Annotated in this window: 33 protein-coding genes; 15 read left to right on the forward strand and 18 right to left on the reverse strand. The window is 63.8% G+C overall.

The features are described 5' to 3' along the window. The first annotated feature begins 40 nt into the window (after positions 1 to 40). The 3 genes from A9D60_RS05915 (at position 41) to A9D60_RS05925 (ending at position 3132) form a co-directional block, all read left to right on the forward strand. A complete protein-coding gene (locus tag A9D60_RS05915; protein ID WP_065266736.1) occupies positions 41 to 1726 on the forward strand; it encodes an acyl-CoA dehydrogenase family protein in 1686 nt (561 codons plus the stop codon). Positions 1727 to 1900: 174 nt separating this feature from the next. Further along, positions 1901 to 2584: an SGNH/GDSL hydrolase family protein gene (locus A9D60_RS05920; RefSeq protein ID WP_065266737.1), complete on the forward strand. Its 684-nt coding sequence runs from the start codon at positions 1901 to 1903 to the stop codon at positions 2582 to 2584. 155 nt (positions 2585 to 2739) lie between these two features. Further along, positions 2740 to 3132 (forward strand): META domain-containing protein, encoded by a 393-nt coding sequence (locus A9D60_RS05925; protein WP_065266738.1) that lies wholly within the window; start codon positions 2740 to 2742, stop codon positions 3130 to 3132. Here the strand turns inward: A9D60_RS05925 and recO are convergent. The 3 genes from recO to era form a co-directional block, all read right to left on the reverse strand. Beyond that, positions 3116 to 3841: a DNA repair protein RecO gene (gene recO, locus A9D60_RS05930; protein ID WP_065266739.1), complete on the reverse strand. Its 726-nt coding sequence runs from the start codon at positions 3839 to 3841 to the stop codon at positions 3116 to 3118. The two genes, A9D60_RS05925 and recO, sit on opposite strands and share 17 nt — an antisense overlap. Before the next feature lie 69 nt (positions 3842 to 3910). Next, on the reverse strand, positions 3911 to 4240 hold the full coding sequence (locus A9D60_RS05935; protein ID WP_065266740.1) for a DUF1491 family protein: 330 nt from the start codon (positions 4238 to 4240) through the stop codon (positions 3911 to 3913). Positions 4241 to 4329: 89 nt separating this feature from the next. After that, positions 4330 to 5235 (reverse strand): GTPase Era, encoded by a 906-nt coding sequence (era, locus tag A9D60_RS05940; RefSeq protein ID WP_065266741.1) that lies wholly within the window; start codon positions 5233 to 5235, stop codon positions 4330 to 4332. A 190-nt stretch (positions 5236 to 5425) separates the two neighbouring features. On the opposite strand from era, the gene A9D60_RS05945 reads away from it, so the two are divergent. Beyond that, the gene (locus A9D60_RS05945) at positions 5426 to 6808 is read left to right on the forward strand and encodes a multicopper oxidase family protein (protein ID WP_065266742.1); all 1383 of its coding nucleotides are present in this window, start codon (positions 5426 to 5428) and stop codon (positions 6806 to 6808) included. A gap of 3 nt (positions 6809 to 6811) precedes the next feature. Here the strand turns inward: A9D60_RS05945 and rnc are convergent, their stop codons facing one another. The 9 genes from rnc to folK all read right to left on the reverse strand — a co-directional run bounded on the left by rnc (position 6812) and on the right by folK (position 13961). Continuing rightward, positions 6812 to 7489, reverse strand: coding sequence for a ribonuclease III (rnc, locus tag A9D60_RS05950; RefSeq protein WP_065266743.1), 678 nt, complete (start codon positions 7487 to 7489; stop codon positions 6812 to 6814). Next, the gene (gene lepB / locus A9D60_RS05955; protein WP_039186709.1) at positions 7486 to 8322 is read right to left on the reverse strand and encodes a signal peptidase I; all 837 of its coding nucleotides are present in this window, start codon (positions 8320 to 8322) and stop codon (positions 7486 to 7488) included. Before lepB ends, rnc begins: the two co-directional genes overlap by 4 nt. Positions 8323 to 8380: 58 nt before the next feature. After that, positions 8381 to 8812, reverse strand: a complete 432-nt coding sequence (acpS, locus tag A9D60_RS05960; protein WP_065266744.1) for a holo-ACP synthase — start codon at positions 8810 to 8812, stop codon at positions 8381 to 8383. Next, entirely contained in the window at positions 8809 to 9228 is a 420-nt protein-coding gene (locus A9D60_RS05965; protein WP_141117844.1) for an ABZJ_00895 family protein, read from the reverse strand. The genes acpS and A9D60_RS05965 overlap by 4 nt, the downstream gene beginning before the upstream one ends. Positions 9229 to 9233: 5 nt before the next feature. After that, positions 9234 to 9980, reverse strand: a complete 747-nt coding sequence (locus tag A9D60_RS05970; protein WP_065266746.1) for a pyridoxine 5'-phosphate synthase — start codon at positions 9978 to 9980, stop codon at positions 9234 to 9236. A 106-nt stretch (positions 9981 to 10086) separates the two neighbouring features. Continuing rightward, complete coding sequence (locus A9D60_RS05975) at positions 10087 to 10728, reverse strand: DUF2062 domain-containing protein (RefSeq protein ID WP_065266747.1); 642 nt, start codon at positions 10726 to 10728, stop codon at positions 10087 to 10089. A 43-nt stretch (positions 10729 to 10771) separates the two neighbouring features. Next, positions 10772 to 12907, reverse strand: coding sequence for a RelA/SpoT family protein (locus A9D60_RS05980; RefSeq protein WP_065266748.1), 2136 nt, complete (start codon positions 12905 to 12907; stop codon positions 10772 to 10774). Positions 12908 to 12944: 37 nt separating this feature from the next. Beyond that, on the reverse strand, positions 12945 to 13298 hold the full coding sequence (rpoZ, locus tag A9D60_RS05985) for a DNA-directed RNA polymerase subunit omega (RefSeq protein WP_039186722.1): 354 nt from the start codon (positions 13296 to 13298) through the stop codon (positions 12945 to 12947). 93 nt (positions 13299 to 13391) lie between these two features. After that, a complete protein-coding gene (folK, locus tag A9D60_RS05990) occupies positions 13392 to 13961 on the reverse strand; it encodes a 2-amino-4-hydroxy-6-hydroxymethyldihydropteridine diphosphokinase (RefSeq protein ID WP_065266749.1) in 570 nt (189 codons plus the stop codon). 137 nt (positions 13962 to 14098) lie between these two features. On the opposite strand from folK, the gene A9D60_RS05995 reads away from it, so the two are divergent. Beyond that, a complete protein-coding gene (locus A9D60_RS05995) occupies positions 14099 to 14668 on the forward strand; it encodes a LabA-like NYN domain-containing protein (RefSeq protein WP_019296609.1) in 570 nt (189 codons plus the stop codon). A 65-nt stretch (positions 14669 to 14733) separates the two neighbouring features. On the opposite strand, the gene A9D60_RS06000 is transcribed toward A9D60_RS05995, so the two are convergent. After that, positions 14734 to 15195 (reverse strand): c-type cytochrome, encoded by a 462-nt coding sequence (locus tag A9D60_RS06000; RefSeq protein ID WP_065266750.1) that lies wholly within the window; start codon positions 15193 to 15195, stop codon positions 14734 to 14736. 143 nt (positions 15196 to 15338) lie between these two features. Here A9D60_RS06000 and ispH point away from each other — a divergent pair, with 143 nt between their 5' ends. The 5 genes from ispH to A9D60_RS06025 all read left to right on the forward strand — a co-directional run bounded on the left by ispH (position 15339) and on the right by A9D60_RS06025 (position 18724). Beyond that, positions 15339 to 16289, forward strand: a complete 951-nt coding sequence (gene ispH / locus A9D60_RS06005; protein ID WP_065266751.1) for a 4-hydroxy-3-methylbut-2-enyl diphosphate reductase — start codon at positions 15339 to 15341, stop codon at positions 16287 to 16289. Positions 16290 to 16391: 102 nt separating this feature from the next. Continuing rightward, positions 16392 to 17006 (forward strand): LysE family translocator, encoded by a 615-nt coding sequence (locus A9D60_RS06010; RefSeq protein ID WP_065266752.1) that lies wholly within the window; start codon positions 16392 to 16394, stop codon positions 17004 to 17006. 21 nt (positions 17007 to 17027) lie between these two features. After that, a complete protein-coding gene (locus A9D60_RS06015; RefSeq protein WP_065266753.1) occupies positions 17028 to 17627 on the forward strand; it encodes a class I SAM-dependent DNA methyltransferase in 600 nt (199 codons plus the stop codon). After that, complete coding sequence (gene rnhA / locus A9D60_RS06020; protein ID WP_065266754.1) at positions 17620 to 18084, forward strand: ribonuclease HI; 465 nt, start codon at positions 17620 to 17622, stop codon at positions 18082 to 18084. Before A9D60_RS06015 ends, rnhA begins: the two co-directional genes overlap by 8 nt. A gap of 16 nt (positions 18085 to 18100) precedes the next feature. Next, positions 18101 to 18724, forward strand: a complete 624-nt coding sequence (locus tag A9D60_RS06025) for a trimeric intracellular cation channel family protein (RefSeq protein ID WP_065266755.1) — start codon at positions 18101 to 18103, stop codon at positions 18722 to 18724. A gap of 9 nt (positions 18725 to 18733) precedes the next feature. Here A9D60_RS06025 and A9D60_RS06030 read toward each other — a convergent pair whose 3' ends face one another. The 4 genes from A9D60_RS06030 to def (A9D60_RS06045) all read right to left on the reverse strand — a co-directional run bounded on the left by A9D60_RS06030 (position 18734) and on the right by def (A9D60_RS06045) (position 21030). Next, positions 18734 to 18970 carry a GlsB/YeaQ/YmgE family stress response membrane protein gene (locus A9D60_RS06030; RefSeq protein ID WP_065266756.1) on the reverse strand — a complete coding sequence of 79 codons (237 nt, stop codon included), beginning with the start codon at positions 18968 to 18970 and terminating at the stop codon, positions 18734 to 18736. 12 nt (positions 18971 to 18982) lie between these two features. Next, complete coding sequence (gene fmt, locus A9D60_RS06035; protein ID WP_065266757.1) at positions 18983 to 19888, reverse strand: methionyl-tRNA formyltransferase; 906 nt, start codon at positions 19886 to 19888, stop codon at positions 18983 to 18985. Between the two features lie 112 nt (positions 19889 to 20000). Beyond that, positions 20001 to 20498: a peptide deformylase gene (gene def / locus A9D60_RS06040; protein ID WP_065266758.1), complete on the reverse strand. Its 498-nt coding sequence runs from the start codon at positions 20496 to 20498 to the stop codon at positions 20001 to 20003. A gap of 13 nt (positions 20499 to 20511) precedes the next feature. Beyond that, entirely contained in the window at positions 20512 to 21030 is a 519-nt protein-coding gene (gene def, locus A9D60_RS06045; RefSeq protein ID WP_065266824.1) for a peptide deformylase, read from the reverse strand. A 99-nt stretch (positions 21031 to 21129) separates the two neighbouring features. Here def (A9D60_RS06045) and A9D60_RS06050 point away from each other — a divergent pair, with 99 nt between their 5' ends. Next, positions 21130 to 22302 (forward strand): MalY/PatB family protein, encoded by a 1173-nt coding sequence (locus A9D60_RS06050; protein WP_065266759.1) that lies wholly within the window; start codon positions 21130 to 21132, stop codon positions 22300 to 22302. Positions 22303 to 22304: 2 nt separating this feature from the next. Further along, positions 22305 to 22835 carry a L,D-transpeptidase family protein gene (locus A9D60_RS06055; protein WP_065266760.1) on the forward strand — a complete coding sequence of 177 codons (531 nt, stop codon included), beginning with the start codon at positions 22305 to 22307 and terminating at the stop codon, positions 22833 to 22835. A 9-nt stretch (positions 22836 to 22844) separates the two neighbouring features. Here A9D60_RS06055 and A9D60_RS06060 read toward each other — a convergent pair whose 3' ends face one another. Further along, a complete protein-coding gene (locus A9D60_RS06060; RefSeq protein WP_065266761.1) occupies positions 22845 to 23213 on the reverse strand; it encodes a hypothetical protein in 369 nt (122 codons plus the stop codon). Between the two features lie 214 nt (positions 23214 to 23427). On the opposite strand from A9D60_RS06060, the gene A9D60_RS06065 reads away from it, so the two are divergent. The 3 genes from A9D60_RS06065 (at position 23428) to cbiB (ending at position 26401) form a co-directional block, all read left to right on the forward strand. Continuing rightward, a complete protein-coding gene (locus A9D60_RS06065; protein ID WP_065266762.1) occupies positions 23428 to 24402 on the forward strand; it encodes a glutathione S-transferase family protein in 975 nt (324 codons plus the stop codon). Positions 24403 to 24530: 128 nt separating this feature from the next. Continuing rightward, the gene (cobD, locus tag A9D60_RS06070; RefSeq protein WP_083194110.1) at positions 24531 to 25493 is read left to right on the forward strand and encodes a threonine-phosphate decarboxylase CobD; all 963 of its coding nucleotides are present in this window, start codon (positions 24531 to 24533) and stop codon (positions 25491 to 25493) included. After that, positions 25490 to 26401 (forward strand): adenosylcobinamide-phosphate synthase CbiB, encoded by a 912-nt coding sequence (cbiB, locus tag A9D60_RS06075; protein ID WP_065266764.1) that lies wholly within the window; start codon positions 25490 to 25492, stop codon positions 26399 to 26401. The genes cobD and cbiB overlap by 4 nt, the downstream gene beginning before the upstream one ends. Position 26402: the final 1 nt, after the last annotated feature.

Consider the following 26402-nt stretch of genomic DNA (forward strand, 5'->3'; position numbering starts at 1 on the left):
AAATGATTTACCACCGGGCGACCGAAGAAGGATCTGATTCATGGCCCACGACGGACAGGACTTGCATATGAAACCGACTCTCATTCCCGACCTGCTGGCGCTGACCGGCGCAGCGCTGGAACCGCTGGACCAGCTGCTTAAGGCCGCACGCGCCTCCGTCAAGGACATGGTGAGCAGCGACGGCCGTGTCTCCGGCAAGCTGATCGAGGAAAACCAGGTGGCGGCGCACGGGCTGTCCTGGCTTGCCACTTATGTTTACTCGCTGCGGCAGATGCAGAAGTGGGCGGAGAAGCTGCAGGCTGAGGGCAAGTTCGGCGAGATGGAGCAGCTGCTGCACCAGATCGGCTTTGGCGAATACCTGTGGCAGGTCTACGGCGGCATCCAGATGAACCAGGGCGAAATCATCCGCCTGCAGGATCTGGGCCTGAGCCAGGACGCCCAGCGTGCGCTGATGGTGCCTGCGGTGATGACGCTGTGCGAGCAGGGCAACAGCCAGGCCGCGCGCTCCCGTCTGGTGGAGCTGATGGAGGAACAGGCCGGTTCCACCATGTTCGGCGCCTCCGGCCTAGAGGAAGAGCTGGAAATGATCCGCGACCAGTTCCGCCGCTACGCGGTGGAGAAGGTCGAGCCGAATGCCCATGAGTGGCACCTGAAGGACGAGCTGATCCCGATGGAGGTGATCGAGGAACTGGCCGAGATGGGCGTCTTCGGGCTGACCATCCCCGAGGAATACGGCGGGTTCGGCTTGTCCAAGGCCTCGATGGTGGTGGTGTCCGAAGAACTGTCGCGCGGCTATATCGGGGTTGGCTCGCTGGGCACCCGCTCGGAAATCGCGGCTGAGCTGATCCTCTGCGGCGGCACCGATGAACAGAAGGCCAACTGGCTGCCGAAACTGGCCAGCGCCGAAATCCTGCCGACTGCCGTGTTCACCGAGCCAAATACCGGCTCCGACCTTGGCTCCCTGCGCACCCGCGCGGTGAAGGACGAGAACGGCGATTACAAGATCACCGGCAACAAGACCTGGATCACCCACGCTGCCCGCACCCATGTGATGACGCTGCTGGCGCGCACTGATCCGAACACCACCGACCACCGCGGGTTGTCGATGTTCCTGGCGGAGAAGACACCGGGCACCGACGAGGCCCCCTTCCCCACCCCCGGCATGACCGGCGGCGAGATCGAGGTGCTGGGCTACCGCGGCATGAAGGAATACGAGCTGGGCTTCGACAATTTCCACGTGAAGCAGGAAAATCTGCTGGGCGGCGAGGAGAACAAAGGCTTCAAGCAGCTGATGGAGACCTTTGAATCGGCCCGCATTCAGACCGCGGCCCGCGCCATCGGCGTGGCGCAGTCGGCGCTGGACATCGCCATGCAATACGCCCAGGAGCGCAAACAGTTCGGCAAGTCGCTGATCAACTTCCCGCGCGTGTCCGGCAAGCTGGCGATGATGGCGGTGGAGATCATGATCGCCCGCCAGCTGACCTATTTCTCAGCCTGGGAAAAGGACCACGGCCACCGCTGCGACCTGGAGGCCGGCATGGCCAAGCTCTTGGGCGCACGGGTTGCTTGGGCGGCGGCCGACAATGGGCTGCAGATTCACGGCGGCAACGGCTTTGCGATGGAATACAAGATCTCCCGCGTGCTGTGCGACGCCCGCATCCTCAACATCTTTGAAGGCGCTGCCGAAATCCAGGCGCAGGTGATCGCCCGCCGTCTGCTGGGCTGACTGCCGCCAGAGACCACCGCAGGGGAGCAATCCCCTTCTTGCCCGGCGTTCGCGCCGGGCTTTTTTCTGGCCGGAACCGCGTTTCCTGCGCCCTGCCTGCAACCGTTGCGCAGAATAAGTCTGTTTCCGAAACAGGTTATTAGATCCTTAACGAATCGTGGTTAAAAATGGCGCATGTCTCTCCTTCGCTGCCTCCTTCTGCCCTTTCTGTTTCTGCTGTCCGCCTGCGGCGATACGGTGCAGCTGGACCATCCGTCGCGCATTCTGGCGATGGGGGATTCCCTTCTCGCCTGGCACAGCCTGGCGGGCAAATCCATTTCGGACACGGTGTCGCGGGAGTTGCAGGAACCGGTGGTGGACCGTTCGGTCTCTGCCGCGCGGATCCTTTACAAGCTGCCTATTTCCGGCGCCGCGGGCATGAACATCGGCAAACAGTATACACCTGGCGAGTGGGACTGGGTGATTGTAAACGGCGGCGGCAACGACCTGTGGCTCGGCTGCGGCTGCTTTGCCTGCGACCGCAAGATGGACAAGCTGATCTCGGCTGACGGGCTTGATGGGGCGATCCCCTCAATGCTGACAAAGCTGCGCGCAACCGGCGCCAAGGTGATCTACGTCGGCTATCTGCGCAGCCCCGGGGTGGGGTCATTGATCGAGCATTGCCGGGACGAAGGCAACGAACTGGAAGCCCGCATCACCCGTCTCGCGGCGCAAGACGAAGGTATCTTCTTTTTGTCGAACAAGGACATGGTTCCCTACGGCGACCGCTCCTACCACGCAGCTGACATGATCCACCCGTCAATCAAAGCCAGCGGCGAGATCGGCCGCAAGATTGCAGAGATCATCCGGGAGAATTGAGGGATGCACAGCGCCGTGCGCAGCACGGCGCCGGGCCCAACGGGCGCAAGGCATCTGCGATGCCGCAGCGGCGGACGGGAGCGCATGCGGCTGCCCCTTGCGCTTAACACGGCTGCCTTTCAAAGTGGCTGGCGAAACTGCTGCCGGAGGACTTCATGCTGCGTGCTGTTCTAATCAGTTCCCTGCTGCTGCCAAGCGCATGCGCAGGCGACGAAACCCTGTCGGCCTATGGCGCCGCAGGCACCGAATGGCTGCTGCAAAGCATTGACGGCGACACCTTTGCCGCCGATGCCACCCTGACCTTTCCGGAACCGGGCAAGATTGCCGGGCGGGCGCCTTGCAATAGCTTTAGCGGCAGCCAGACCGCGCCTTATCCCTGGTTTGAAACCGGACCGCTGGCGGTGACCCGCATGGCCTGCCCGGAGCTGGAGGCGGAGGATGCCTTCCTGAACGCCTTGCAGGGAATGACGCTGTCAGAGGTAACCGGCGATGTGCTGATCCTCAGCAATGAGGCGGGGCGCGAAATGCTGTTTAAAGCCGGCGGCTGAGCAGATCCAGCAACCGGGCCCGCGCCTCTGGCGGCGGGTGATTGCCCAGCGACGGGGCCAGATGCGCCTCCAGGAAATGCCCGGTCGTGCGCAGGGCCTGAACGATTTCAGCGTCCCCTGCATCGCCCAGGCCCAGCATCACCGGCGGCAGCGGCAGCAACCGGTCCGCCCACTCCCCTGCGCCTTCACGTGAAACAGCCCGGCCGGTTTTCGGTGAGACATAGGCCAGTCCGAAACGGCTGCCGGTCACCGCACAAATCGAGAGATCCAGCCCAAAGCCCATCTCCTCCAGAAGCGCCAGTTCCCAGCGCAAATACGCGAGCGGCCAGAGGTCTTCGTTGCCCAGCAGATCCAGCAGCTGTTCGCTGCGGGTATAGAGACCGGCGTGCGGTTCGCGCTCCGGCAGGCAGAAGGACAACAGCGCGGTGACTGTGTTCAACCCTGCCAGCGCCAGCCGGCCGGAGAGCGCCGCAGCGGCGCGGCTGCGCAGGGGTTCGGCGTGATAGCTGCCCAAATGGTCCTCGAGCCGCGCCCGCCAAGTCACATCCAGCTGCGCGCCGGGCTGCAGGATCGGGGCCATCCGGCGGCCGGCGCCGCCGCGCACCACACCCGCGTGGCGCCCGTGTTCTTCGGTGAAAACGTCGATGATGGCCGAGCTTTCACCGTGACGGCGCACCGAAAGCAATATGCCGTGATCACGCCACTCCAAAGCCGGGCCTCCCTGTCCTGCGGTCCGCCCTACCAGAGCGCATTGCCGGATGGGCTGCAAGCGGCGGGGTCATTCCAGGCCGGGTTCGTCCAGCAGGTGGCGGCCCTGCCGGTCCTCGACCTCAATCACCCAGAGATCGGGGTCGAATTGGCGCTGGCGGCGGATAGAGGCATCGACGTCCGCCTCCGCCCCTTCGGCCAGTGCATCCCATTTGCGGTCGCCGCTCATCAGGTCATAGGTGCGGTGAAAGGCGCGGGCCTGACCGTCCAGCGTGTTGAGCTTGACCAGAACCGCGCCGGCGGTGTCGTCGCCGTGGGAGGTTATGAAAGCCGGGATGTCCTGGAACCGCAGGCGGGCCAGGTAGGCGTCGACCCAGAAGCGGGCGGTGAGGCGGGTCATGCCGTGCCTCTGCCAGCGTCAGCACGCAAGGGGGCTGCGGGAGCCTCCGGCGGGAGTATTTCCGCAAAGGTGAAAATCACGGGCCGTCCTCAGTTACCGTCTTTGAAATCGAGGCCCATTTCGGAATAACGCTCTGCTTCTTCCAGCCAGTTCGGGCGCACCTTCACCTGCAGGAACAGATGCACCTTGCGGCCCAGGAATTCCTCCAGCTCGGCGCGGGCGGCCTGGGAGACGGACTTGATGGTCTCGCCGCGCTTGCCCAGCACGATGCCCTTGTGGCCGTCGCGGACCACATAGATCATCTGGTCGACGCGGGCAGAGCCGTCCTTGCGCTCTTCCCATTTCTCGGTCTCGACGGTCAGCTGGTAGGGCAGCTCCTGGTGCAGGCGCAGGGTCAGCTTCTCGCGGGTCATTTCCGCCGCGATCATCCGCATCGGCAGGTCGGCGATCTGGTCCTCTGGGTAGAGCCAGGGGCTTTCCGGCAGCTTGCCCGCCAGCCACTGGCGCAGGTCATCGACGCCATGGCCGCGCTCTGCCGAGATCATGAAGGTTTCGGCGAATGTGTAGCGGCTGTTCAGCTCCTGGGTGAGACCCAGCAGTTTTTCGGCGGGTACCTTATCGATCTTGTTGATCGCCAGCGCCACGGTGCGGCCCTCGCCGATTTCCGCAAGGCCTTCGAGGATGGTTTCAACGCCTTCGGTGATGCCCCGGTGGGCCTCGACCATCAGCACGACGACATCGGCGTCCGCAGCTCCGCCCCAGGCGGCGGCGACCATGGCGCGATCCAGGCGGCGGCGCGGCTTGAACAGGCCGGGCGTGTCGACGAACACCAGCTGCGCGTCACCCTCCATCGCCACGCCGCGGATGCGGGCGCGGGTGGTTTGCACCTTGTGGGTCACAATCGAGACCTTGGCCCCGACCATGCGGTTCAGAAGGGTGGATTTGCCCGCGTTGGGCTCTCCGATCAGGGCAACGAATCCGGCGCGTGTGGTCATCTAAACTGGTCCTGTTTGCAGATCAGTGCCTCTACAGGAATTTACCCACAGGGGCCAGAGGCGTTTTCATTGGGTTGCAGCCAGCTTGCCCTATGTCAAAGACCTGTGGCAAATCCCGTGAAAGAACCACCGCGCCGAGCCATTCTGACAGCCAGGCCTTTCTTTGAGAGCACTACAGGAGGCCTGCCTGATGAACCGCCGTGATTTTCTGCTGGGAACTGCTGCATCCGCTGGAGCGCTTGGCGCAGTCAGCTGGGGTTTGGCGGGTACTGGCGGGGCGCAGCGGCTGACCATCCAGCCTGCCAGTTTTGCTTTCCGTGAAACACCGACCGAGGGGCTGGTGAGCCTGTCGCCGGATGCGCCGCCGCCTGTGCTGTTTGGCGCCCAGGGCAAGCCCATGCATCTGCGGGTGGAGAATGGCACCGAAGACTACACCGCGATGCACTGGCACGGGCTGCGGATTGCCAATGCGATGGACGGGGTGCCCTACCTGACCCAGATGCCGATCGCAGGCGGCGAGAGCTTTGATTATAAATTTACGCCGCCAGACGCGGGCACCTATTGGTACCACCCGCATTGCATGACCATGGCGCAGATGGCGCATGGACTGACCGGGGTGATGGTGATCCGGGAGGCGGAGGATCCCGGTTTTGACGGTGATCAGGTGATCAACCTGCGGGATTTCCGGCTGGATGATGCGGGCGCGTTCCTGCCCTATTACACTGCGCGCGGTGCGGCCCGCGGCGGGACGCACGGCAATGTGCTGACTGCAAACTGGCTGCAGTCGCCAGTCTATGATCATCCGGCGGGCGGGCTGGTACGGCTGCGGGTGGTAAACTCCGACACCACCCGGATTTACAAGCTGCACCTTAACACGGATCAGGCGCGGATCATTGCCTGGGACGGGCATCCGGTGGAGGTTGAACTGCCCCTGCCCTCAGCAAAGGAGCCGTTGCTGGTTGGCCCCGGCCAGCGGGTGGATTTCGCGGTGCGGATGCCTTCGGGCGAGGGGCAGACGGCGGATCTGCTGGCAGAGCTGCCGGGCCAGCCCACGCGCACCATGGCGCGCCTGCGGTCTGCCGGGACAAATCTGAGCCGTGATCTGCGGGAGCTGAAACCGCTGCCTGCCAATCCGGTTGCCCGGCCTGATCTGGCAAACGCGGAGGTGCATGACTTTGTTTTTGGCTGGACGCCGGAGGGCGGGCCGCCAAATGATGGCTATTGCGGCTCCATGGGCTACAGTTTCTGGTCGATCAACCGCACACCCTGGGCCGGGGATGCGGCCAAAGGCACCGGTCCGCTGGCCGTGCTGGAGCGTGGCAAGAGCTATGTTCTGCGGCTCAGGAATGAATCGCCGAACCTGCATCCGATCCATCTGCATGGGCTGGCGTTTGTGCCTATCCGCTCCAACCTGCGCAAACTGCCGCCGCTGGTGACGGACACGCTGCTGCTGTTGAAGGACGAAGTGGCCGAGATTGCCCTGGTCGCCGACAATCCCGGCGACTGGGCGTTCCATTGCCATGTGATCGAGCACCAGAAAACCGGGCTGGCCGGATACATCCGGGTGGTCTGAGACCTAGCTGAGCTGTTCCAGCAGCGCCTTGGCCGCAGCCTGTTCGGCCTGCCGTTTGGAGCCTGCAGTGGCCTGCGCCTCAGTCCCGTCCTGCAGCCGCACTGCGATGGTGAAGACCGGCGCGTGGTCGGGGCCGCTGCGGGAGACCTCCACATAGGTTGGAACTTTCTGGCCGCGGGCCTGCGCCCATTCCTGCAGCGAGGTCTTGGCGTCGCGCGCGTCGGTTTCGACCTGGTGGATGCGGCTGCCCCAGAGGCGCAGGATCACCTCCGCCGCCGCATCAAAGCCCGCGTCCTTGTAAACCGCGGCAATCACCGCCTCCATGGCGTCGCCCAGAAGCGCCTGCTTGCGGCGGCCGCCCGACATCATCTCGGAGCGGCCCAGCTTCAGCACCGCGCCGAGGTCGATCTCCTTGGCAACATCTGCGCAGGCTTCCTTGCGCACCAGCGCGTTGAAGCGCGGCGCCAACTGGCCCTCGGTGGCGGTCTTGTCATGCTCCAGAAGCGCTGTAGCCATCACCAGCCCCAGCACCCGGTCGCCCAGGAACTCAAGCCGCTGGTTGTCCTTGCGGGTGGAGGAGGAGACGGAGGCATGAGTCACGGCGCGCTGCAGCAGGTCAGGGCGGGCAAACTTGTGCCCGATCCGCTCCTCGAACGCGCGCAGTTCCTTGGACAGTTTCACTGGATCCCCTTGAAGAAACGGTCGCTGCGCCAGGTCCAGAAGTAGAGCATCGAGCGCCCGGCGGAGGAGAACATGATCCGGTCGGCGCGGCCGATCAGGTTTTCAAACGGCACGAAACCAACCCCGCCTGCGGATTGCGGCAGCCGGCTGTCCGAGGAGTTGTCGCGGTTGTCGCCCATGAAGAAGTAATGGCCTTCGGGCACTTGATAGACGCTGGTGTGGTCGACGCCCTGGTTGGTGATGTTGAGCACGGTGTGCTCATTGCCGCCGGGCAGGGTTTCGATCTGGCGAGACTTTTTGCAGATGGCGCCCTGGCCCACTGGCGCGTTCTCGCAGCGCGGCATCGAGCCTTGCGGGCCCTGACGCTCCATCACTTCCTCGAAATCGCCGGCATCCTGCAGCTTCACCGCTTCGCCGTTGATGAACAGCACACCGTTCTTCATCTGGATCTTGTCGCCCGGCAGGCCGATCAGACGTTTGATGAAGTCATTGCCGTTGACCGGATGGCGGAACACCACCACGTCGCCGCGCTCCGGCTCGCCGCCGATCAGGCGGGTGTTGTCGCCGTCGAGAAAGCCGCAGATGTTCTTGGCGTCGATGTTCACCCCGATCGCGGGCATGCGGATGCTGGGGCAGGACGCGTAGGAATAGCCGTAGGCCATCTTGTTCACGAACAGGAAATCCCCGATCAGCAGGGTTTCCTTCATCGATCCCGACGGAATCCAGAAGGGCTGGAAAAACAGGGTGCGGAAGACACCGGCGATCAGCAGTGCGTAGACAATGGTCTTGATCGTCTCGATGATCGAACTGCCGGTCTTTGCTTTGGCCGTCATCAGGCTCTCCGGATTGGAAACAGGGTCCGGGGCTACATGCGGGCCTGAGGGGGGCAAGTCAAGTTCCGGCGGGCGATTCCGCCGGGTTCGCGGGGATCGGGCGTGCTTCGATCAGCACAAAGGCCTGCGCCCAGGGGTGATCATCGGTCAATGTCACGTGAATCACTGCCTCATGACCGGGCGGGGTCATCTGCTGCAGACGTTCGGCGGCCCAGCCGGTCACATGCATCACCGGCTGGCCGGTGCGCAGGTTGCTGACCGCCATGTCCTTCCAGGCGATGCCCATGCGCAGGCCGGTCCCGAGCGCCTTGGAACAGGCCTCCTTGGCGGCCCAGCGCTTGGCGTAGGTGCCGGCCACGTCGCGGCGGCGCTCCGCCTTGCGTTGCTCGATCTCGGTGAAAACACGGTTTCGGAAACGGTCGCCGAAGCGGTCCAAGGTGCGCTGGATGCGCTCGATATTGGCGAGGTCGGTTCCGATGCCCAGGATCATTCTTCCAGCCGCTTCAAACCCAGTTTGATGCCATGGCCCAGGAACAACCGGTTGACCATCAGGATTACGGCCAGCAGCAGCAGGAAGATCCCCGCGAGGAAGGCAAACGGAATTGTCTGCCGTGCCTCTGTCACCATCGGGCTGTTCCAGTAAATCGGCAGCTGGATAATGGTCAGCAGTGCCACAACCGCGGTCATCGCCGCCGCGCAGACCCAGGCATCCCTGCCCGGCAGCGGCGCGCGGGTGGCTTGGGCGATGCGCATGCCCTCTACGACCGACGCCACCATCGGCGGCAGCACTGTTGCCAGTCCGGCCGGCATGCCGATACCGAATTGCGCCAGCAAAAGACCTGCCAGAAGCATCGCAACGGAGGCCCCCATCCACCAAAGACCGTAACGGATCAGATTGACTTGCATCGCTGCTACCCCCGTGCCGCGTCCATCAGGCGGCGCATTTCCTGCACCGCCGGAGTCAGACCGCGGAAGATTGCCTCGCCGATCAGGAAGTGGCCGATGTTCAGCTCCTTCACCTCCGGGAAGGCGGCAACCGGCTGCACGGTGTCATAGGTCAGGCCGTGACCGGCATGCACCTCCAGCCCCAGCGAATGGGCATAGGCGGACATCTCGCGCAGCGCCTCCAGCTCGCGGTCGCGGTCCTCGAACCGGCCCTCAGCGTGATAGTCGCAATAGGCCCCGGTGTGCAGTTCGATCACTTCAGCGCCGATGCGGTGGGCGGCCTCGATTTGTTTCCTGTCAGCAGCGATGAAAATCGACACGCGGCAGCCGGCATCCCGCAACGGGGCGATGAAATGGGCCAAACGGTTTTCCTCGCGCGCCACTTCCAGCCCGCCCTCGGTGGTGCGTTCCTCGCGCTTTTCAGGGACGATGCAGACCGCGTGCGGCTTGTGGCGCAGGGCAATCTTCTGCATTTCCTCCGTCGCCGCCATCTCAAAATTCAGCGGCACCGTCAGTGCCTCCATCAACGCGTCAATGTCCGTGTCCGTAATATGGCGGCGGTCCTCGCGCAGGTGTGCTGTGATCCCGTCAGCGCCCGCCTCTTCGGCAAGTTTGGCGGCGCGGACCGGGTCCGGATAGGCACCGCCGCGGGCGTTGCGCACGGTGGCCACATGGTCGATGTTCACGCCCAGGCGCAGCTGATTGTCTGTCATGAGAGGTCTCTCATCCGTCTGAAGTCAAAGCCTTGGCCCCGAGACTAGACAGACACCAGGCAAGAGCAAGCCTGCAAGCGATAATGGTACAATCCGGAAACTGGCCTTAAGGACCAGTATCAACCTCGGCGCGTTTCTTGATCGCCTCGAACTTGGCCTTGATCTTGGCCCTGCGGCGCTGCTGGTAGACCCGGATCACCGGCAGGCTGAGCAAGTAGCAGACCGTGGCAGAGATAACGCCGGGAATGACGCCGCCGATCATGTAGGGATAAAACACCTCGTCATAGAACAGGTGCAGACCCTGCCAGTCGGCAGGACGGTCCATGAACAGCGCGATCAGATTGTCCTTCAGATCTCCGCCGGCGGCCAAGAATTTGCCGACCAGGGATTTGTCGACCTCCTGATCGAATTCGGTCCCCAACAGCCAGTGCCCGGTCTGCAGCGAGGCGACCCCGATCGGCACATAGGTCAGCGGGTTGCCGAAGAAAGTGGCGCTGAGCGAGGCCAGGATATTGCCGTTCATCAGCCGGGCTATGAATGCTGCAACAAAGAAATGCAGCCCGTAGAAGGGTGTGAAGGTCGTGAAAACGCCCGCCCAGATGCCGCGGGCGATACGTTCCGGCGAATCGGGAAGGCGCCGGACCCGGTGCTTTACATACAGGAACGCCCTGCCCCAGCCGCCGCGCGGCCAGAGGAAATCCGCCAGCGCCCGGAGGGGCGGACGTCTGTCCCGGCGCCTGAATACCAAAGCTGTGCGTCCTTCCCAGTTCCCGGCTCAGAGTTTCAGCGGCTTACCCCGGAAAATGGCGCTCTTCCGGCTTTTCCCGGAACCGCGCCACCGCGGCAACATCGCTTTCCGCCTCAAGCGTCAGCATCAGCGAGTGCAGCTGTTCCACATCCCGCAGCTCCACATTGATCATGAGCCGGTAAAAGTCTGGTTTCCTGTCTACAAATTCCAGGTCCGAGATATTGGCCTTTTTCTCGCCGATCAATGTGCAAATGCGTCCCAGCACGCCGGCGTCGTTGCCGATGGTCAGCTCCAGCGTGGTGCCATAGGCGGCCGGGTGGGTGCCGCTGTGCCACTGCACGTCCATCCAGCGCTCCGGCTGGTCCTCGAACTCGCCCAGCCTGTCGCAATCGGCGGCATGCACCACCACCCCGCGGCCGCGGTAGGTGATGCCGATGATCCGCTCGCCCGGCAGCGGCTGGCAGCAGGCCGCGCGTTCGAAGCTCTGGCCTGGCTCCAGACCGATCACAGCGCGTCGCGGGGAAATCTCGTCGCCGTCGCCGGTGGTAGTCAGCTCCGGATAGACCGACTGCACCACGTCATGGGCCGTGATCTCTGCCGCGCCCAGCCGCGCCAGCAGTTCATCCACGCCGCTGGCGCGTAATGCGCGGGCCGCTGTTTCCAGTGCCTTATCGGTTGCCTTCTTGCCAACGTGCTCAAACGCCGAGCGCGCCAGCTCATGGCCCAGCTTGACGAAGCGCGCACGGTCCGCTTCGCGCAAGGACCGGCGGATCGCGGTGCGGGCCTTACCGGTGGTGGCAATCTCCAGCCAGCTGACCTGCGGGGTCTGGCCCTCGGCGGTGATCACGTCTACCGACTGGCCGTTGCGCAGACGCGTCCACAAGGGCACCCGGATACCGTCCACCTTGGCACCGACGCAGGAGCCGCCGATACGGGTGTGGATGGCGTAGGCAAAGTCGATCGGCGTGGCGCCCTTGGGCAGCTTGATCACATCGCCCTTGGGGGTGAAGCAGAACACCTGGTCCGAATACATCTCGAGCTTCACAGCTTCGAGGAATTCGTCGTGGTCGTCCTCTGCGTCGAATTGTTCGGTCAGCGAGGCGATCCATTTTGCCGGGTCAACAGCAAAGGGGTTTTCGGTGCGCACGCCGTCCCGGTAGGACCAATGCGCCGCAACCCCGGTTTCGGCCACATCGTGCATCTGGCGGGTGCGGATCTGCACCTCCACCCGCTTGCCGTCGCGGCCGGAAACAGTGGTGTGGATGGAACGGTAGCCGTTGGACTTCGGCTGGCTGATATAATCCTTGAACCGGCCCGGCACCGCCCGCCAGCGCTGGTGAATGGCACCCAGCGCGCGGTAGGCGTCTTCTTCGGACATGGTAATCACCCGGAAGCCGTAGATGTCGGACAGCCGCGAAAAGCCCTGGTCCTTGGCCTGCATCTTGCGCCAGATCGAATAGGGTTTCTTGGCACGGCCGAAGACCTCCGCCTCGATCCCGGCCTTTTCCAGCTCCAGCCGCATGTCGCCGGTGATCCGGTGGATCACGTCGCCGGTTTCCCGCTGCAGGGTCACAAAGCGGCGGATGATCGACTGGCGGCCTTCCGGGTTCAGCACGCGGAAGGCCAGATCCTCCAGTTCCTCGCGCATCCATTGCATACCCATGCGGCCCGCCAGCGGCGCATAGATATCCATCGTTTCGCGGGCTTTCTGGGCCTGCTTCTCCGGGCGCATCGCCTTGATGGTGCGCATGTTGTGCAGCCGGTCGGCGAGCTTGACAAGGATCACCCGCAGGTCCTTGGACATCGCCATGAACAGCTTGCGGAAGTTCTCCGCCTGTTTGGTCTCACGGCTGGAGAGCTGCAGGTTGGTCAGTTTGGTGACGCCATCGACCAGCATCGCCACCTCTTCGCCGAAACGGCGGGAGACTTCTTCGTAGTTGGCTTTGGTGTCTTCGATGGTGTCGTGCAGCAGCGCGGTTATAATGGTCGCATCATCCAGGCGCTGTTCGGTCAGGATGGCGGCCACCGCCACCGGATGCGTGAAATAGGGCTCGCCCGAGTGGCGGAACTGCCCTTCATGCATCTGCTCGCCAAACGCAAAGGCGTCCGCGATCCTGTCCGCATTTGTCTTTGGATTGTAGTTGCGGACCAGAGCAATCAGGTCTTCAGGGGAAATCATGTCCGGTCCGCAGCCTCAAAATAGTCAGACGCGCGCCTCAGCCCTGGCCCTGGGCCTCCATCAGCGCACGCAGCAGTTTCTCTTCCGACATGTCGTCGTCAGCCGGCTTGTCGTTGTCCGCGCCCATCAGCAGAGCCATGGAATCTTCTTCCGGCTCGTCAACCTCGATCTGGGTCTGATTGCTCTCGATCAGGCGCTCGCGCAGCTCATCGGCGCTCTGGGTCTCGTCAGCGATTTCACGCAGGGACACAACCGGGTTCTTGTCGTTGTCGCGCTCGACAGTGATCGGGGCACCGGCCGAGATTTCGCGGGCACGGTGCGCAGCCAGCATCACCAGCTCAAAGCGGTTGGGCACTTTATCTACGCAATCTTCAACCGTCACGCGGGCCATCAGCGACTCTCCATATCATTCCTGGTCCAGAAGGCAGACATCTACGCCCATATCTTTCTCTTGACAAGGGCGGAAAACACCGCATTGCGCGGCTCAGAGCGGCGTCACCTCCGCCACGTCCTGCGGCGGCAGCTCCGTCAGCATCTCAACCACGGTTTTATGCAGCACCGGATGGCGCCAGCGGGGCGCGATGTCGGCCAGCGGCACCAGCACAAAGGCGCGGTCCTGAATGCGCGGATGCGGCAGGATCAGCTGCCCTGGCGCCTCTTGCATCTGGCTCTCCAAGGGCAGTCCCTGCCAGCGGGCATATCCCGCCGCGTCAGGCAGCACCGCGCCGTCGAAGTCCACCAGGTCAAGATCCAGCGTCCGCATGCCCCAGCGCTGCTCCCGCACCCGTGCAAACTGCTCCTCCACCTGATGGAGCCGCTCCAGAAGCCCGCCGGCGGACAGCGTGGTGTCCACCGCCACCGCAGCATTCACGTATTCCGGCCCGGCACCTGCCGGGAAGCAGGGTGTCTGAAAGAACCGGGAGACGCTGCGCAGGGAAACCTCCTGCGACTGCAGCGCGCGGACAGCCTTTGCCAGGGTGATCTGAGGCGCATCAGCGTCAGCGGGCAGGTTGCCGCCCAACGCAATCAGCGCCGTTTTACGGATTTCGGCCATCTTTGACCCTATTCAAACGGACAGATTACTTGCGGCAAATGACAAATAACTTACATTAAGTCTACCCGTTTCGCCGTTTTCAAAATCACACTCACGGAACCCCCGGCCGAGACGGTTATACCGGAAGGAAAATTTTGATGTTTTACAAGGACGAACGGCTCGCGCTGTTCATAGACGGGTCAAACCTGTACGCCGCCGCCAAGGCACTCGGGTTTGACATCGACTACAAGCTTCTGCGGCAGGAATTCATGCGCCGCGGCAAGCTTCTGCGGGCCTTTTATTACACTGCCCTGCTGGAGAATGACGAGTATTCACCGATCCGGCCGCTTGTCGACTGGCTGCACTACAACGGCTTTACCATGGTCACCAAACCGGCCAAGGAATACACCGACAGCATGGGACGGCGCAAAGTCAAAGGCAATATGGACATCGAATTGACGGTCGATGCCATGGAGCTGGCGCCGCGGGTCGACCACATCGTGCTGTTCTCGGGCGATGGGGACTTCCGCCCGCTGATTGCCAGCCTGCAGCGCCAGGGCGTGCGCGTTTCGGTGGTGTCGACCATCCGCAGCCAGCCGCCGATGATCTCTGACGACCTGCGCCGCCAGGCCGACAATTTCATTGAGCTGGAAGAACTGCGCGACGTGATCGGCCGCCCGCCGCGCGAGCAAAGCGAACCGCGTTCCGCAACAGCCGCACACGGCTGAGCCCGGACCGCCGGAATACAGACCGGAACAGGCATCAGATGGGGTGGCGCCTGTTCCGGAGCAGCTCAGTTGTGCGCGTGTCCCTGGCTGTTGATCTGGTTGTGGCGCGCGACAACCTCCGCAGGCCAGCGGCTTTTGACATAGGCGAGAACCTGGCGCATTTCCGCGTCGCTCAGCACGCTGCCAAAACCCTCCATACGGCTTTTGTAGCCACCGCCGGCAATTGCCTCCACACCTTCCCTGACGACCTCCAGCAACTGCTCATCCGGGTGATGCCACGCGTGGCCGCTCCCATCCAAAGGCGGCGCGGGCAGATACCCCTCGCTGTCGCGCATCTGCCAGTCCGGCTCTCCTTGCAGGTCGCCGCCGTGGCAGCTGGCGCAGTTGTCTGCGTACAGCACCCCGCCCGCTTCAACCTGCTCAGGCTTGTCATATGGCAGGATGCCCGCGGCCTGGGCCGCGGCGGGCACGACCCCGCCCCCCGTCGCCGCCGCCAGCAAAGCCGCAACCTTCGTGAATGCCCGCATCAGTTCTGCCTCCTGTCCTGGTGTGCCGTGAAGCTATCTGCCGCCTTCCGGCGCTGGAAGCACCAGTCACATCTGTGTGAAGTTTCCGCGGCACTGGACGTTGCGACCCGAAGCGCTTACCTCTGGCGCCCAAGGAGACGCCAATGACCAAGCCAGCCCTGACCCTCTACCTTGCCGCGCCGCGCGGCTTCTGCGCCGGCGTGGATCGCGCCATCAAGATTGTCGAGATGGCAATCGGCAAATGGGGCGCACCGGTCTACGTCCGCCATGAGATCGTGCATAATAAATTCGTGGTCGACAGCTTGCGCGAGAAAGGCGCGGTGTTTGTCGAGGAGCTGGACGAATGCCCCGATGACCGGCCGGTGATCTTCTCCGCCCACGGCGTGCCGAAATCGGTGCCCGCTGCCGCTGAGGCGCGCGAGATGATCTATGTGGACGCCACCTGCCCGCTGGTATCCAAAGTGCATATCGAGGCCCAGCGCCACGCCGAGGCCGGGCTGCAGATGATCATGATCGGCCACAAGGGCCACCCGGAGACCATCGGCACCATGGGCCAGCTGCCCGAGGGCGAAGTGCTGCTGGTTGAGACCGCCGCAGATGTGGCGACGGTTGACGTGCGTGATCCGGACCGGCTGGCCTATGTCACCCAGACCACCTTGTCGGTGGATGACACCAGGGGCATCGTTGCGGCGCTGGAAGAACGCTTCCCCAACATCATCGGCCCGCACAAGGAAGACATCTGCTATGCCACCACCAACCGTCAGGAGGCGGTGAAATCAGTGGCACCCAAAGCAGACGCCCTCCTTGTGGTTGGCGCGCCGAACTCCTCGAACTCCCGCCGCCTTGTCGAAGTCGGGGCCAAGAACGGCTGCGATTACGCCCAACTGGTGCAGCGTGCCGAGAACATCGACTGGCGCGCGCTCGAAGGCATCCGCTCGGTTGCCATCACCGCCGGCGCTTCGGCCCCCGAACTGCTGGTCAACGAGGTGATCGACGCTTTCCGGGAGCGCTACGAGGTGACCGTGGAAGTCGTGGAGACCGCAGTGGAAACAGTGGAATTCAAGGTGCCTCGTGTCTTGCGGCAGCCTGCGTGAGCGCACAGACCAGAGTGCATACTAAGTGACAGAAATTACACCCGCTTCGGGCGAACCGTGGTACGCCTAAGGTCCCGGGCATTATTTCTGGAGCCATAATTGATGATCACGCTGCACTTTCTGATTACCGCCTTTGTCGTCGTCCTCGCCCCCGGCACGGGTGTCATCTACACGCTGGCGCTTGGTCTCGGCCAAGGCTGGCGCGCTTCCATCTGGGCCGCAATCGGCTGCACCTTTGGCATCCTTCCGCATCTGGCCGCGGCCACGCTGGGGCTGGCGGCCGTGCTGCACAGCTCTGTCCTGCTGTTCCAGATCGTCAAAGCCGCAGGCGTGGCCTATCTCCTGTACCTCGCCTGGCAGGCGCTGCGCAGCGGCGGCGCACTGGCCGTGTCCTCGAAACGCACCAGCCAGCCCGGCTGGAAAATCGCCTGGCGCGGGGCGCTGATCAACATCCTGAACCCCAAGCTGTCGGTGTTCTTCCTGGCCTTGCTGCCCCCGTTCCTGAGCGGCAATCCCGCCAGCGCCACGCTGGAGATGTCGGTTCTCGGGCTGGTGTTCATGGTGATGACCTTTGCCATCTTCGTTCTCTACGGGTTGTTTGCCGCCCAGGCCCGCACCTACCTCTTGAACAGCGAGCGGGTGCTGAAGTGGCTGAACCGCGGCTTTGCAACCGTGTTTGCGGGCCTTGCCGCCCGGCTGGCCATGGAACGCGCCTGACCCTGCCCGGGAGATGCCCAGATGAGTGATGACAGAACCATCAGCGTCTACGACGACCGCACCGCGGAATACGCCGAACTGTTCACCGGCAGAACGGATCCGGGGGAGGAGGCTGATTTCCAGGCCTTCTCCGCACGCCTGCCCGAAGGCGGCACGGTGCTGGACCTCGGCTGCGGCCCCGGCCATTGGGCCGCACGGTTCCGCAATGCAGGCTTTCGTGTGGCCGCGCTTGATGCTTCGCCGGAAATGGCTGAGGAGGCCCGCAAGGCCTATGGGATTGAAGTCATTACCGCGGGTTTTTACGCCTTGGACGCCGAGGCGGTATTTGACGGCATCTGGGCCTATTTCAGCCTGCTGCATGTGCCGCGGGAGGAACTTTCCGTTCACCTGACCGCCGTCCGCCGGGCGCTGACCGAAGGCGGCACGCTATGCCTGGCAATGAAACTGGGCGAGAGCGAAGGCCGCGACGAGCTGGGCAGGTTCTATGCGTACTACAGCGAGGACGAGCTGCGCGAAAAACTCGAAGCCGTCGGCTTCACCCTGCTCGGCGCCCGCCGCGGGACAGGCAAAGGACTGGCTGGCACTGCCCAGGAGTTCGTAGTACTGACGGCGCATGCCTGAATTATTTGCTTATACCGACGGCGCCTGCTCTGGAAATCCCGGCCCCGGCGGCTGGGGCGTTCTGCTGCGCGCCATGGATGATGACACCATCGTCAAAGAAAAAGAACTGAGCGGCGGTGAGGGGGAGACCACCAACAACCGGATGGAACTTCTGGCCGCGATCAACGCGCTGGAGAGCCTGGCACGGCCGTCCACCATCACCGTGGTGACCGACTCGACCTATGTGAAGAACGGCGTCACCGGCTGGATTTTCGGCTGGAAGAAGAACGGCTGGAAGACATCGAACAAGAAGCCGGTGAAAAACGTCGAGCTGTGGCAGCGCCTGGACGAAGCGCAGGCCCGCCACAAGGTGACCTGGGAATGGGTCAAGGGCCACGCAGGCCACCCGGAGAACGAGCGCGCGGATGAACTCGCACGTGCAGGCATGGCGCCCTTCAAAAAGAAGAAAAGCGCCTGATGCGCAGGGTTGCCGTATGACATTTCTGGCGCTGCTGGACTATGCCTCGGTGCTGGTCTTTGCCCTCTCCGGCGCGCTGGTCGCCAGCCGGGCGCAGCTGGATATCGTCGGCTTTGCCTTTGTCGCCTGCCTGACCGCGCTTGGCGGCGGCACCCTGCGCGACCTGCTTTTGGACCGCAACCCGGTGTTCTGGATCGGCAACCCCAATTACATCCTGCTGGCCGCGCTTGCCGCAGTTGCAGTGTTCTTTTCCGCGCACCTGTTGGAAAGCCGCCTGCGCTGGATTGTTTGGCTGGACAGTTTTGCCCTGGCGGTTGCGGTGTCTGCCGGCACCGGTGCTGCGATATCTCTGAACAGCCCGCCGGTGATCGTCGTGCTGATGGGCATGGCCACCGGCACCATGGGCGGCCTGATGCGCGATGTGGTCTGCAACGAGGTGCCGCTGGTTCTGAAACAGGGCGAGCTTTACATCACCTGCGCCATGGCAGGCGCCATCACCGCCGTTGCGGCCATCTGGCTGGGGTTTGAGCTGAAGTTCGCGCTGCTGGCCTGCGCCGGGGTCTGCTGGGTGCTGCGGGCAGGCTCCATCCTGTTCGGCTGGCACCTGCCGGTTTACAAAAGCCGCCCGCCGCGCAGCTAGGCGGTGCTGCTAGCGCTGGACGTATTTCTGCCAGAGCCAGATCAGCACCAGGGCGCCCAGCACCGCGCCTACGAAACCGGCCATGAAGCCCATCACCGCCAGCAGCGCACGCAGCACCATTCCGCCCACCAGCGCCCCGGCCATGCCGATGCAAACCGTGGTGATGATATCCGTTTCGAGTTTCATCAGCCGGGTTGCCAGGAAACCAGCCGCAGCACCGATAATGATCAGGGCAATGATGGGCATCAGACCCTCCGGTTACAGGCGGCTGCCCTTGGGAACCGGGAAGCCGCGCAGGAATACATCGGGATCCTGCGCGCTTTTGCCTGCCCGTTGCAAGCGCAACAGCTGCACCGCGCCCTCACCGCACGCCACGGTCAGGCTGCCGTCCAGCACCTCCCCGGGCGCGCCCTGCCCCTCCGCCAGCCGTGACGCCAGCAGCTTGACCCGCTGGCCTTCGATCTCGCACCAGGCGCCAGGGAAGGGCGACAGCCCGCGGATCTTGCGGTCCACCTCCGCCGCCGGACACGTCCAGTCGATCTGCGCCTCTGCCTTGTCGATCTTTTCGGCATAAATGACACCATCTTCCGGCTGCACTTCCGGTGTCAGCTCCGGCAGGCAGCTCAAGGCTTCGGTGATCAGCGCTGCACCCATTTCTGACAGCCGGTCATGCAGCTGGGCTGTGGTTTCTTCCGTGCCGATGGCAGTAGCCTCGCGCAACAGCACCGGGCCCGTGTCCAGCCCCGTCTCCATCTGCATGATACAGACGCCAGTTTCCGCGTCGCCCGCCATGATCGCGCGGTGAATCGGCGCCGCACCGCGCCAGCGCGGCAACAGGCTCGCGTGGATGTTGAGGCAGCCATGCGCGGGTGCGTCCAGCACCGCCTGCGGCAGGATCAGGCCATAGGCCACGACCACCGCTACATCTGCGTTCAACGCGGCAAAGGCCTCCTGCTCCTCCGGGCCCTTCAGCGAGACCGGGTGGCGCACTTCCAGCCCCAGGGCCGCGGCGCGGGCGTGGACGGGTGTCGGCCTGTCCTTCTTGCCGCGGCCAGCAGGCCGGGGAGGCTGGCAGTAGACGGCAGCAATCTCGTGCCCGGCCTCCACCAGCGCGTCCAGCACCGGCACCGAGAAGTCAGGCGTTCCCATGAAGGTAATGCGCATCAATGCCTCCGTAGGGTGGGCAATCTGCCCACCATTCCCTGCCCCGGTTGCCGTGCAGCCTGCTGCCAGGGCGCGAACCGGACCGCAAGCGATCCGGGAATAATATTCAGCCTCAGCCGTTCAGCTTCTTCGCCTTGCGGATCAGCATGTCGCGTTTCACCTTGCTGAGGCGGTCGAAATACATCCTGCCGTTCAGGTGGTCGATCTGGTGCTGGACTGAGGTCGCCTCGATGCCGACGAAATCCTTGCGGTCCACCGTGCCCTGCTCGTTGATGAAGCGGACCGTGACGGCACGCGGGCGTTTGATCTTGGCGGAAACGCCAGGCAGGTTCGGGCTGGCCTCGTCATGCTCGCGCAGCTCGACCGAGGCATGCAGGATCTCCGGGTTTGCCAGCTTCACCGCACGGCCGCGTTCGGTGGAGCCGTCCACCACCGCCAGCCGCAGCATCACGCCGATCTGGTTGGCGGCCAGGCCCACGCCGGGCATCGCCTCCATGGTGTCGACCATGTCGTTCCAGATTTCGCGGATCTCGTCGGTGATCTCTGTCACCTCATCAGCCTTGGTGCGCAGGCGCTTGTCGGGCCAGGGCAGGCAGGTGCGGACGGTCATGTCTGGTAATCCCTCAGGCGCGGGCGCGTTCGCGCTTCAGCTTCTGCATCTTGCGGGTGATCATCTGGCGCTTCAGCGGCTTCAGGTAATCGATGAACAGCTTGCCGTTCAGGTGGTCGATCTCATGCTGCACACAGGTCGCCCACAGCCCGTCAAAGGTCTCGGCTCTCGCATTGCCGTCGCGGTCCATCCATTCGACCTCCACCACCTTGGGGCGGGTCACCTCGGCATATTGATCCGGGATCGACAAGCAGCCTTCCTCATAAACATTGGTCTCGTCCGAAGAAGAAATGATCTGAGGGTTGAACATCACCAGGGGGCGCGGCTCGCCGTCCTCTTCCTTGACGCAATCCAGCACGATCAGCCGCTGCAGGATACCGATCTGCGGCGCTGCCAGGCCGATGCCGGGCGCGGCGTACATGGTTTCCAGCATGTCATCCGCCAGCACGCGCAAGTCATCGCTCAGGTCCGGCACGGGCGCGCAAACCTTTTTCAGGCGGGGATCGGGATGGATCAGGATCGGTCGTTTCATGTGCTTCATGTATGCGATCAGCCGCCCCATCGCAACGCCCCCCTTGCGCGTGCCGCCGCAACAGTTAGCTTCGCAGGCAATGATACGGGAGTTCACCACATGAATTTTGACAAACCCACCGACCGCCGCGGCACCCACAGCTCAAAATGGGACAAGATGGAGCAGCTGTTCGGCGTCTCCCCCGAGGACGGTCTGGCAATGTGGACGGCGGACTCCGACTATGAAACCGCACCCTGCGTGATCGAGGCCGTCAAAAAGGCCGCGGAGCATGGCGTGTTCGGCTATTCCTGGCAGCATCCCGAGTATCTGCAAGCGGTGCAATGGTGGATGAAGAACCGCCACAGCTGGGAGATTGAGACCGATTGGATCCTGACATCCCAAGGTCTCGGCAACGCCATTGCGCTCTGCCTCGATGTCTGGAGCCAGCCCGGCGACGGTGTGGTGATCTTCTCGCCCGTCTACCATGAGTTTGCCCACAAGGTGAACAAATCAGGCCGCAAGGTGACCGAATGCCCGCTGGCACGGGACGGCGACACCTACAATCTGGACCTGGACGATGCGCAATCACGTCTGAACGGCACAGAGAAACTGCTGCTGTGGTGCTCCCCCCAGAACCCTTCGGGCCGGGTCTGGACGCCGGAGGAGCTGCGGGCAGTGGCGGAATTTGCCAAGCGCAACGGACTGGTCCTGGTCTCGGACGAAATCCACCACGATCTGGTCTACCCGGGCAGCACCTTTGTGCCGATGGACGTGGCCGCGCCCGAGGCGCGCGCTTGGACCGTGACCCTGACCGCGCCCTCCAAGACCTTCAACATCGCAGGCCAGCGCACCGGCAACATGATCATCCCCGATCCGGACCTGCGCGCGGCAATGCGGCACAAGCAGAACACGCTGGATTATGACCCCAGTGCCCTCGGCGTCGCGATGATCACCGCCGCCTATTCACCCGAAGGCGCCGAGTGGGTCGATGCCCAGATCGCGCATCTGGAGGGCAACCGGAAACTGTTCGACGAGACTGTGAACGCGCTGCCCGGTCTGAAGTCGCTGCCGCTGGCATCCACTTACCTGGCCTGGGTCGATTTCTCCGGCACCGGCATGAGCCGCGAGGAATTCATCAAGCGGCTGCGTGAAGACGCCAGGATCGCCACCTCGCCCGGTGACGGTTTCGGCACCGGCGGCGAATTCATGGAGCGTTTCAACCTGGCGACCCAGCGGTCGCGGGTGGAGGAAGCCTGCCGCCGTCTGACCGCAGCCTTCTCGGACCTGCAATAAGCATGAAGCGCCTGCTGCGCCTCCTTGCGCTGGTTGTTCTGACCGGCGCCTCCTGGATGGCCTGGCAAGCCTTTGCCCCGCGTCCTGCGCCGCCGCCGCAATCCGCGGCGGTGGACCGGATAGACCGCATCCTGATCGAGAAATCCGCCCGCCGCCTGACTGCCAGCCGGAATGGCGAGACAGTGCTGGAGTTCCCTATCGCGCTTGGCTTTACCCCCGACGGCGACAAACAGCAGGAGGGCGACGGCAAAACGCCGGAGGGTGTCTTCCGCATCGACCGGCGCAATCCGGACAGCGCCTATCACCTATCCCTCGGGATCGACTATCCGCAGCCCGAGGACCGCATCCGCGCGCGAGCCGCAGGTGTCAGCCCGGGCGGCGATATCTTCATCCACGGGCAGCCGAATGCGGTGGGCAATCTTGTCACCCTGCCCGGCGACTGGACCGCCGGATGCATCGCTGTCAGCAACGAACAGATGGAAACGCTCTGGCGCCTGGCAGAGATCGGAACCGAGGTTGAAATCCGCCCCTGACCCCGCGGCTCAGATCTTGCCCTGCGACTGGTCGAAGGGGATGAGCCCCGCAGGCCCGTCCGGCGACTTGTAGAAATCCACCGGCGCCTTGTCGGCGGCAGGGGTGGAGCGCTTGAACTCATAGCGCATCTCGCCGCCCTCTTCCTCGCCAGCCACGATCAGGCATTGCGAGACATGGCGGGCGCCATCATAGATATCGACCAGCCCGCGCAGCATCGGCGCAGTCTCCGCCTCAACCGAGAACCCTGTCTTCCACAGCCGCAGCACCGGATAGAGCTCATTGTCCGCCATCACCCGCAAACGGCTCTTGCGCCGCATCCCCTGCAGGCGGGCGGTGTCCAGCGCTTCCTGCACGGCTTTGGGTACGTAGGTGTTCATGGCAGCGGCCTTCCAGATGCTTGGGTTTACACGGGTCCTTCTTTCAACGGTGCGTCACAAATATATAAAATCAAGTGAACATTTTCGAAAATTTGACGGCCGCGCAATTTTGTTGCTCCTGTGCAGGGGTGCAGAAGGCCTGCGCGCTGGCTTGCATAGGCGCACGCCCCTTGCCCGCATATGTTTGCCAAGCAAAGCAGCAGGAGCAGACGCGATGGGCCTTTTGATCGACGGGAAATGGCACGACCAGTGGTATGATACCAAATCCACCGGCGGCGCCTTCAAGCGCAGCGAATCGCAGTTCCGCAACTGGGTCACTGCCGACGGCAGCGCAGGCCCGTCGGGCAAGGGCGGCTTCGCGGCCGAAAGCGGGCGCTATCACCTTTATGTCTCGCTGGCCTGCCCCTGGGCCCACCGCACCTTGATCTTCCGCCAGCTGAAGGGGCTGGCAGAGCATATTTCTGTCTCCGTCGTGCATCCCGACATGCTGGGGGAAGGCTGGACCTTTGAAACTGACGAACATGGCGCCACCGGCGATGATCTGTTCGGCAGTTCGCACATGCATAAGGTCTATACACGTGCCGATGCGGAATATACCGGCCGGGTGACGGTGCCGGTGCTGTGGGACAAGGCGCAGAGCACCATCGTCTCCAACGAAAGCGCCGAGATCATCCGCATGTTCAATTCGGCCTTTGACGGGATCACCGGCAACAGCGATGACTATTGGCCGGAAGAGCTGCGCGAGCCGATTGAGGCCGTGAACGCCCGCGTCTACAGCACCATCAACAATGGCGTTTACAAATGCGGGTTCGCAACCTCGCAGCAGGCCTATGATGAGGCTGTCGCACCGCTTTTCGAGAGCCTGGGCTGGCTGGAAGACCTGCTGTCGCAGCACCGTTACCTGCTTGGCCAGCGCATCACCGAGGCCGACTGGCGGCTGTTCACAACGCTGCTGCGTTTCGATCCGGTCTACCACACACACTTCAAGTGCAACCGCAAACGGCTGATGGATTACCCGAACCTCTGGGCCTACACCCGCGAGCTGTACCAGTGGCCGGGGGTGGCCGGGACCGTTGGCATGCAGCACATCGTGCGCCACTATTATTACAGCCATGACACCATCAATCCGCACCGGATCATCCCCGCCAACCCTGAGATCAACTGGCAGGAACCGCACGGGCGCGGCTGACTCACGCGTTTGCGTTTGCCCCGCTGTAAATAGGGAGTTCACGCCCCGCGCAGCATAGGTTAATACGCGCAGTGTCTCAGATGGCAGCCGGCAGTGGCCGGTGTGAACTCTCACCGGTGGCGACCGCGATGCATGACCTCTCTCACGACCCCGCAACACAGCCCCGCGACCATGGCGGCAACCTGAGCGCAGCCATCGCCGAATTCGGCGGCAGCCGCGACGGCTGGATCGACCTGTCCACCGGCATCAACCCGCACCCCTACCCGCTGCCCCAGTTCAGTGCCGGCGATTGGGGGGCGCTGCCGGATGCGGATGCGCTGGCCGGTCTGGAGCAGGCCGCCCGCAGCTTCTGGAACATCCCAGAGGAAACCGCTGTTTTGGCGGCCCCCGGCGCATCTGCGCTGATTGCTGCGCTGCCCGCACTTGCCGAGCCGCGCTGGGTGCAGATCACCAAGCCCACCTACAACGAACACGCCGCCGCCTTTGAGGCCCGCGGCTGGATTGTCCGGGTGCATGGGCCTGCCGAGGCCAAGGTGGCGGTGCATCCCAACAACCCGGATGGCCGCATGTGGCGCGAGGACGAGCTTACCGCACCGCTGACGATCATCGACGAAAGCTTCTGCGATGTGTGCCCGGGCGAAAGCCTGATCCGCATGGCCGCCCGCCCCGGCGTGATCGTGCTGAAGAGCTTTGGCAAATTCTGGGGCCTGGCCGGTATGCGGCTGGGCTTTGCCATCGGCGACCCCAAGCTGATCGCGCAGCTGGCCACTTGGCAGGGTCCCTGGGCGGTCTCCGGCCCGGCGCTGCGCACCGGTGCGCAGGCCTTGCAGGACCACACCTGGGCCGAGGCGACCCGCACCCGGCTGCGGCAGGACGCAGCCCGGCTGGACGAACTGGTGCTCGCCAATGGGGCCAGCCTGGCCGGCGGCACCGATCTGTTCCGGCTTTACAACGTGGATGATGCTGCTGCCTGGCAGCAAAAGCTGGCCCGCGCCCATATCTGGAGCCGCATCTTCCCCTATTCCAAGACTTTCCTGCGCCTTGGGCTGCCGCCAGCGGACGGCTGGGACCGGTTGGAGGCCGCGCTGTGAGCACCGCAGGCATGCTTGCCCTTGCCCTGCTGCTGGACGCCGTCTTTGGCGAGCCGAAATGGCTGTGGTCGCGCGTACCTCACCCAGCGGTGCTGATGGGCAGGATGGTCGGTTTCCTCGACCGCCAGCTCAACACCGGCCCCAGCCGCCGCGCCAAAGGCGTGCTGGCGGCAGCGGCCCTGGTTCTGACAGGCTTTTTAGCGGGCAAGCTGCTGGCCCTGCCCGGGACACTGATCGAAATTCTGGTGGCGGCCGCCCTGATCGCCCAGCGGTCCCTGACCGAACATGTTGCCGCGGTTGCCAAGGGCCTGCTCAGCAGCCTGGAGGAGGGCCGCCAGGCCGTGGCAATGATCGTCAGCCGCGACACCGGCGCGATGACCGCACCGCAGGCCGCGCGCTCCGCCATCGAAAGCGGTGCGGAGAACCTGTCGGACGGCGTCATTGCGCCTGCCTTCTGGTTTCTGATCGCCGGGCTGCCGGGGCTGATCATCTACAAGATGATCAACACCGCCGACAGCATGATTGGCTACCGCAACGAGCGTTACGCAGACTTCGGCTGGGCCTCTGCCCGGCTGGATGATCTGCTGAACCTGATCCCGGCCCGGCTGACCGGATTGCTGATCGCCGCCGCCGGCGGCCAGTTGCGCCACTGGCGCGCCATTGCCGGGGATGCGCGCAAGCACCGCTCGCCCAACGCGGGCTGGCCCGAGGCTGCAATGGCCCGGGCGCTCGACACCTCGCTGGCAGGCCCACGCTCCTATGATGGCGAAATGCGCGATTTCGCCTGGGTGCACGCCAAGGGCACCAAGAGCGCCAGCGCCGAAACCATCACCCGTTCCGTTGCGCTCCTTTGGCAAACCTGGGCGCTTGCGCTGGCCCTGGCGGTTGCCATTGCCGTGGTTTTCTAGC

It is taken from the genome of Leisingera sp. JC1, from assembly GCF_001679925.1.
In the GTDB taxonomy this organism is placed as follows: Bacteria; Pseudomonadota; Alphaproteobacteria; order Rhodobacterales; family Rhodobacteraceae; genus Leisingera.

Excerpts from the sequence above, each read along its gene's own strand:
- A9D60_RS05935 (WP_065266740.1), bottom strand. The coding sequence starts at position 4,240 with ATGACCCGCCTCACCGCCCGCTTCTGGGTCGACGCCTACCTGGCCCGC.
- lepB (WP_039186709.1), bottom strand. The coding sequence starts at position 8,322 with ATGACGGCCAAAGCAAAGACCGGCAGTTCGATCATCGAGACGATCAAG.
- era (WP_065266741.1), bottom strand. The coding sequence starts at position 5,235 with ATGACCACACGCGCCGGATTCGTTGCCCTGATCGGAGAGCCCAACGCG.
- A9D60_RS06000 (WP_065266750.1), bottom strand. The coding sequence starts at position 15,195 with ATGCGGGCATTCACGAAGGTTGCGGCTTTGCTGGCGGCGGCGACGGGG.
- A9D60_RS06025 (WP_065266755.1), top strand. The coding sequence starts at position 18,101 with ATGACATTTCTGGCGCTGCTGGACTATGCCTCGGTGCTGGTCTTTGCC.
- folK (WP_065266749.1), bottom strand. The coding sequence starts at position 13,961 with ATGGCCGAAATCCGTAAAACGGCGCTGATTGCGTTGGGCGGCAACCTG.
- rpoZ (WP_039186722.1), bottom strand. The coding sequence starts at position 13,298 with ATGGCCCGCGTGACGGTTGAAGATTGCGTAGATAAAGTGCCCAACCGC.
- A9D60_RS05945 (WP_065266742.1), top strand. The coding sequence starts at position 5,426 with ATGAACCGCCGTGATTTTCTGCTGGGAACTGCTGCATCCGCTGGAGCG.
- A9D60_RS06065 (WP_065266762.1), top strand. The coding sequence starts at position 23,428 with ATGGGCCTTTTGATCGACGGGAAATGGCACGACCAGTGGTATGATACC.
- cobD (WP_083194110.1), top strand. The coding sequence starts at position 24,531 with ATGCATGACCTCTCTCACGACCCCGCAACACAGCCCCGCGACCATGGC.
- def (WP_065266824.1), bottom strand. The coding sequence starts at position 21,030 with ATGAAACGACCGATCCTGATCCATCCCGATCCCCGCCTGAAAAAGGTT.
- rnhA (WP_065266754.1), top strand. The coding sequence starts at position 17,620 with ATGCCTGAATTATTTGCTTATACCGACGGCGCCTGCTCTGGAAATCCC.
- def (WP_065266758.1), bottom strand. The coding sequence starts at position 20,498 with ATGACCGTCCGCACCTGCCTGCCCTGGCCCGACAAGCGCCTGCGCACC.
- A9D60_RS05925 (WP_065266738.1), top strand. The coding sequence starts at position 2,740 with ATGCTGCGTGCTGTTCTAATCAGTTCCCTGCTGCTGCCAAGCGCATGC.
- acpS (WP_065266744.1), bottom strand. The coding sequence starts at position 8,812 with ATGATCCTGGGCATCGGAACCGACCTCGCCAATATCGAGCGCATCCAG.
- A9D60_RS05995 (WP_019296609.1), top strand. The coding sequence starts at position 14,099 with ATGTTTTACAAGGACGAACGGCTCGCGCTGTTCATAGACGGGTCAAAC.
- A9D60_RS06030 (WP_065266756.1), bottom strand. The coding sequence starts at position 18,970 with ATGCCCATCATTGCCCTGATCATTATCGGTGCTGCGGCTGGTTTCCTG.
- fmt (WP_065266757.1), bottom strand. The coding sequence starts at position 19,888 with ATGCGCATTACCTTCATGGGAACGCCTGACTTCTCGGTGCCGGTGCTG.
- A9D60_RS05970 (WP_065266746.1), bottom strand. The coding sequence starts at position 9,980 with ATGACAGACAATCAGCTGCGCCTGGGCGTGAACATCGACCATGTGGCC.
- ispH (WP_065266751.1), top strand. The coding sequence starts at position 15,339 with ATGACCAAGCCAGCCCTGACCCTCTACCTTGCCGCGCCGCGCGGCTTC.
- A9D60_RS05920 (WP_065266737.1), top strand. The coding sequence starts at position 1,901 with ATGTCTCTCCTTCGCTGCCTCCTTCTGCCCTTTCTGTTTCTGCTGTCC.
- A9D60_RS06060 (WP_065266761.1), bottom strand. The coding sequence starts at position 23,213 with ATGAACACCTACGTACCCAAAGCCGTGCAGGAAGCGCTGGACACCGCC.
- A9D60_RS06010 (WP_065266752.1), top strand. The coding sequence starts at position 16,392 with ATGATCACGCTGCACTTTCTGATTACCGCCTTTGTCGTCGTCCTCGCC.
- A9D60_RS06015 (WP_065266753.1), top strand. The coding sequence starts at position 17,028 with ATGAGTGATGACAGAACCATCAGCGTCTACGACGACCGCACCGCGGAA.
- A9D60_RS05980 (WP_065266748.1), bottom strand. The coding sequence starts at position 12,907 with ATGATTTCCCCTGAAGACCTGATTGCTCTGGTCCGCAACTACAATCCA.
- A9D60_RS06050 (WP_065266759.1), top strand. The coding sequence starts at position 21,130 with ATGAATTTTGACAAACCCACCGACCGCCGCGGCACCCACAGCTCAAAA.
- A9D60_RS05915 (WP_065266736.1), top strand. The coding sequence starts at position 41 with ATGGCCCACGACGGACAGGACTTGCATATGAAACCGACTCTCATTCCC.
- A9D60_RS06055 (WP_065266760.1), top strand. The coding sequence starts at position 22,305 with ATGAAGCGCCTGCTGCGCCTCCTTGCGCTGGTTGTTCTGACCGGCGCC.
- A9D60_RS05965 (WP_141117844.1), bottom strand. The coding sequence starts at position 9,228 with ATGCAAGTCAATCTGATCCGTTACGGTCTTTGGTGGATGGGGGCCTCC.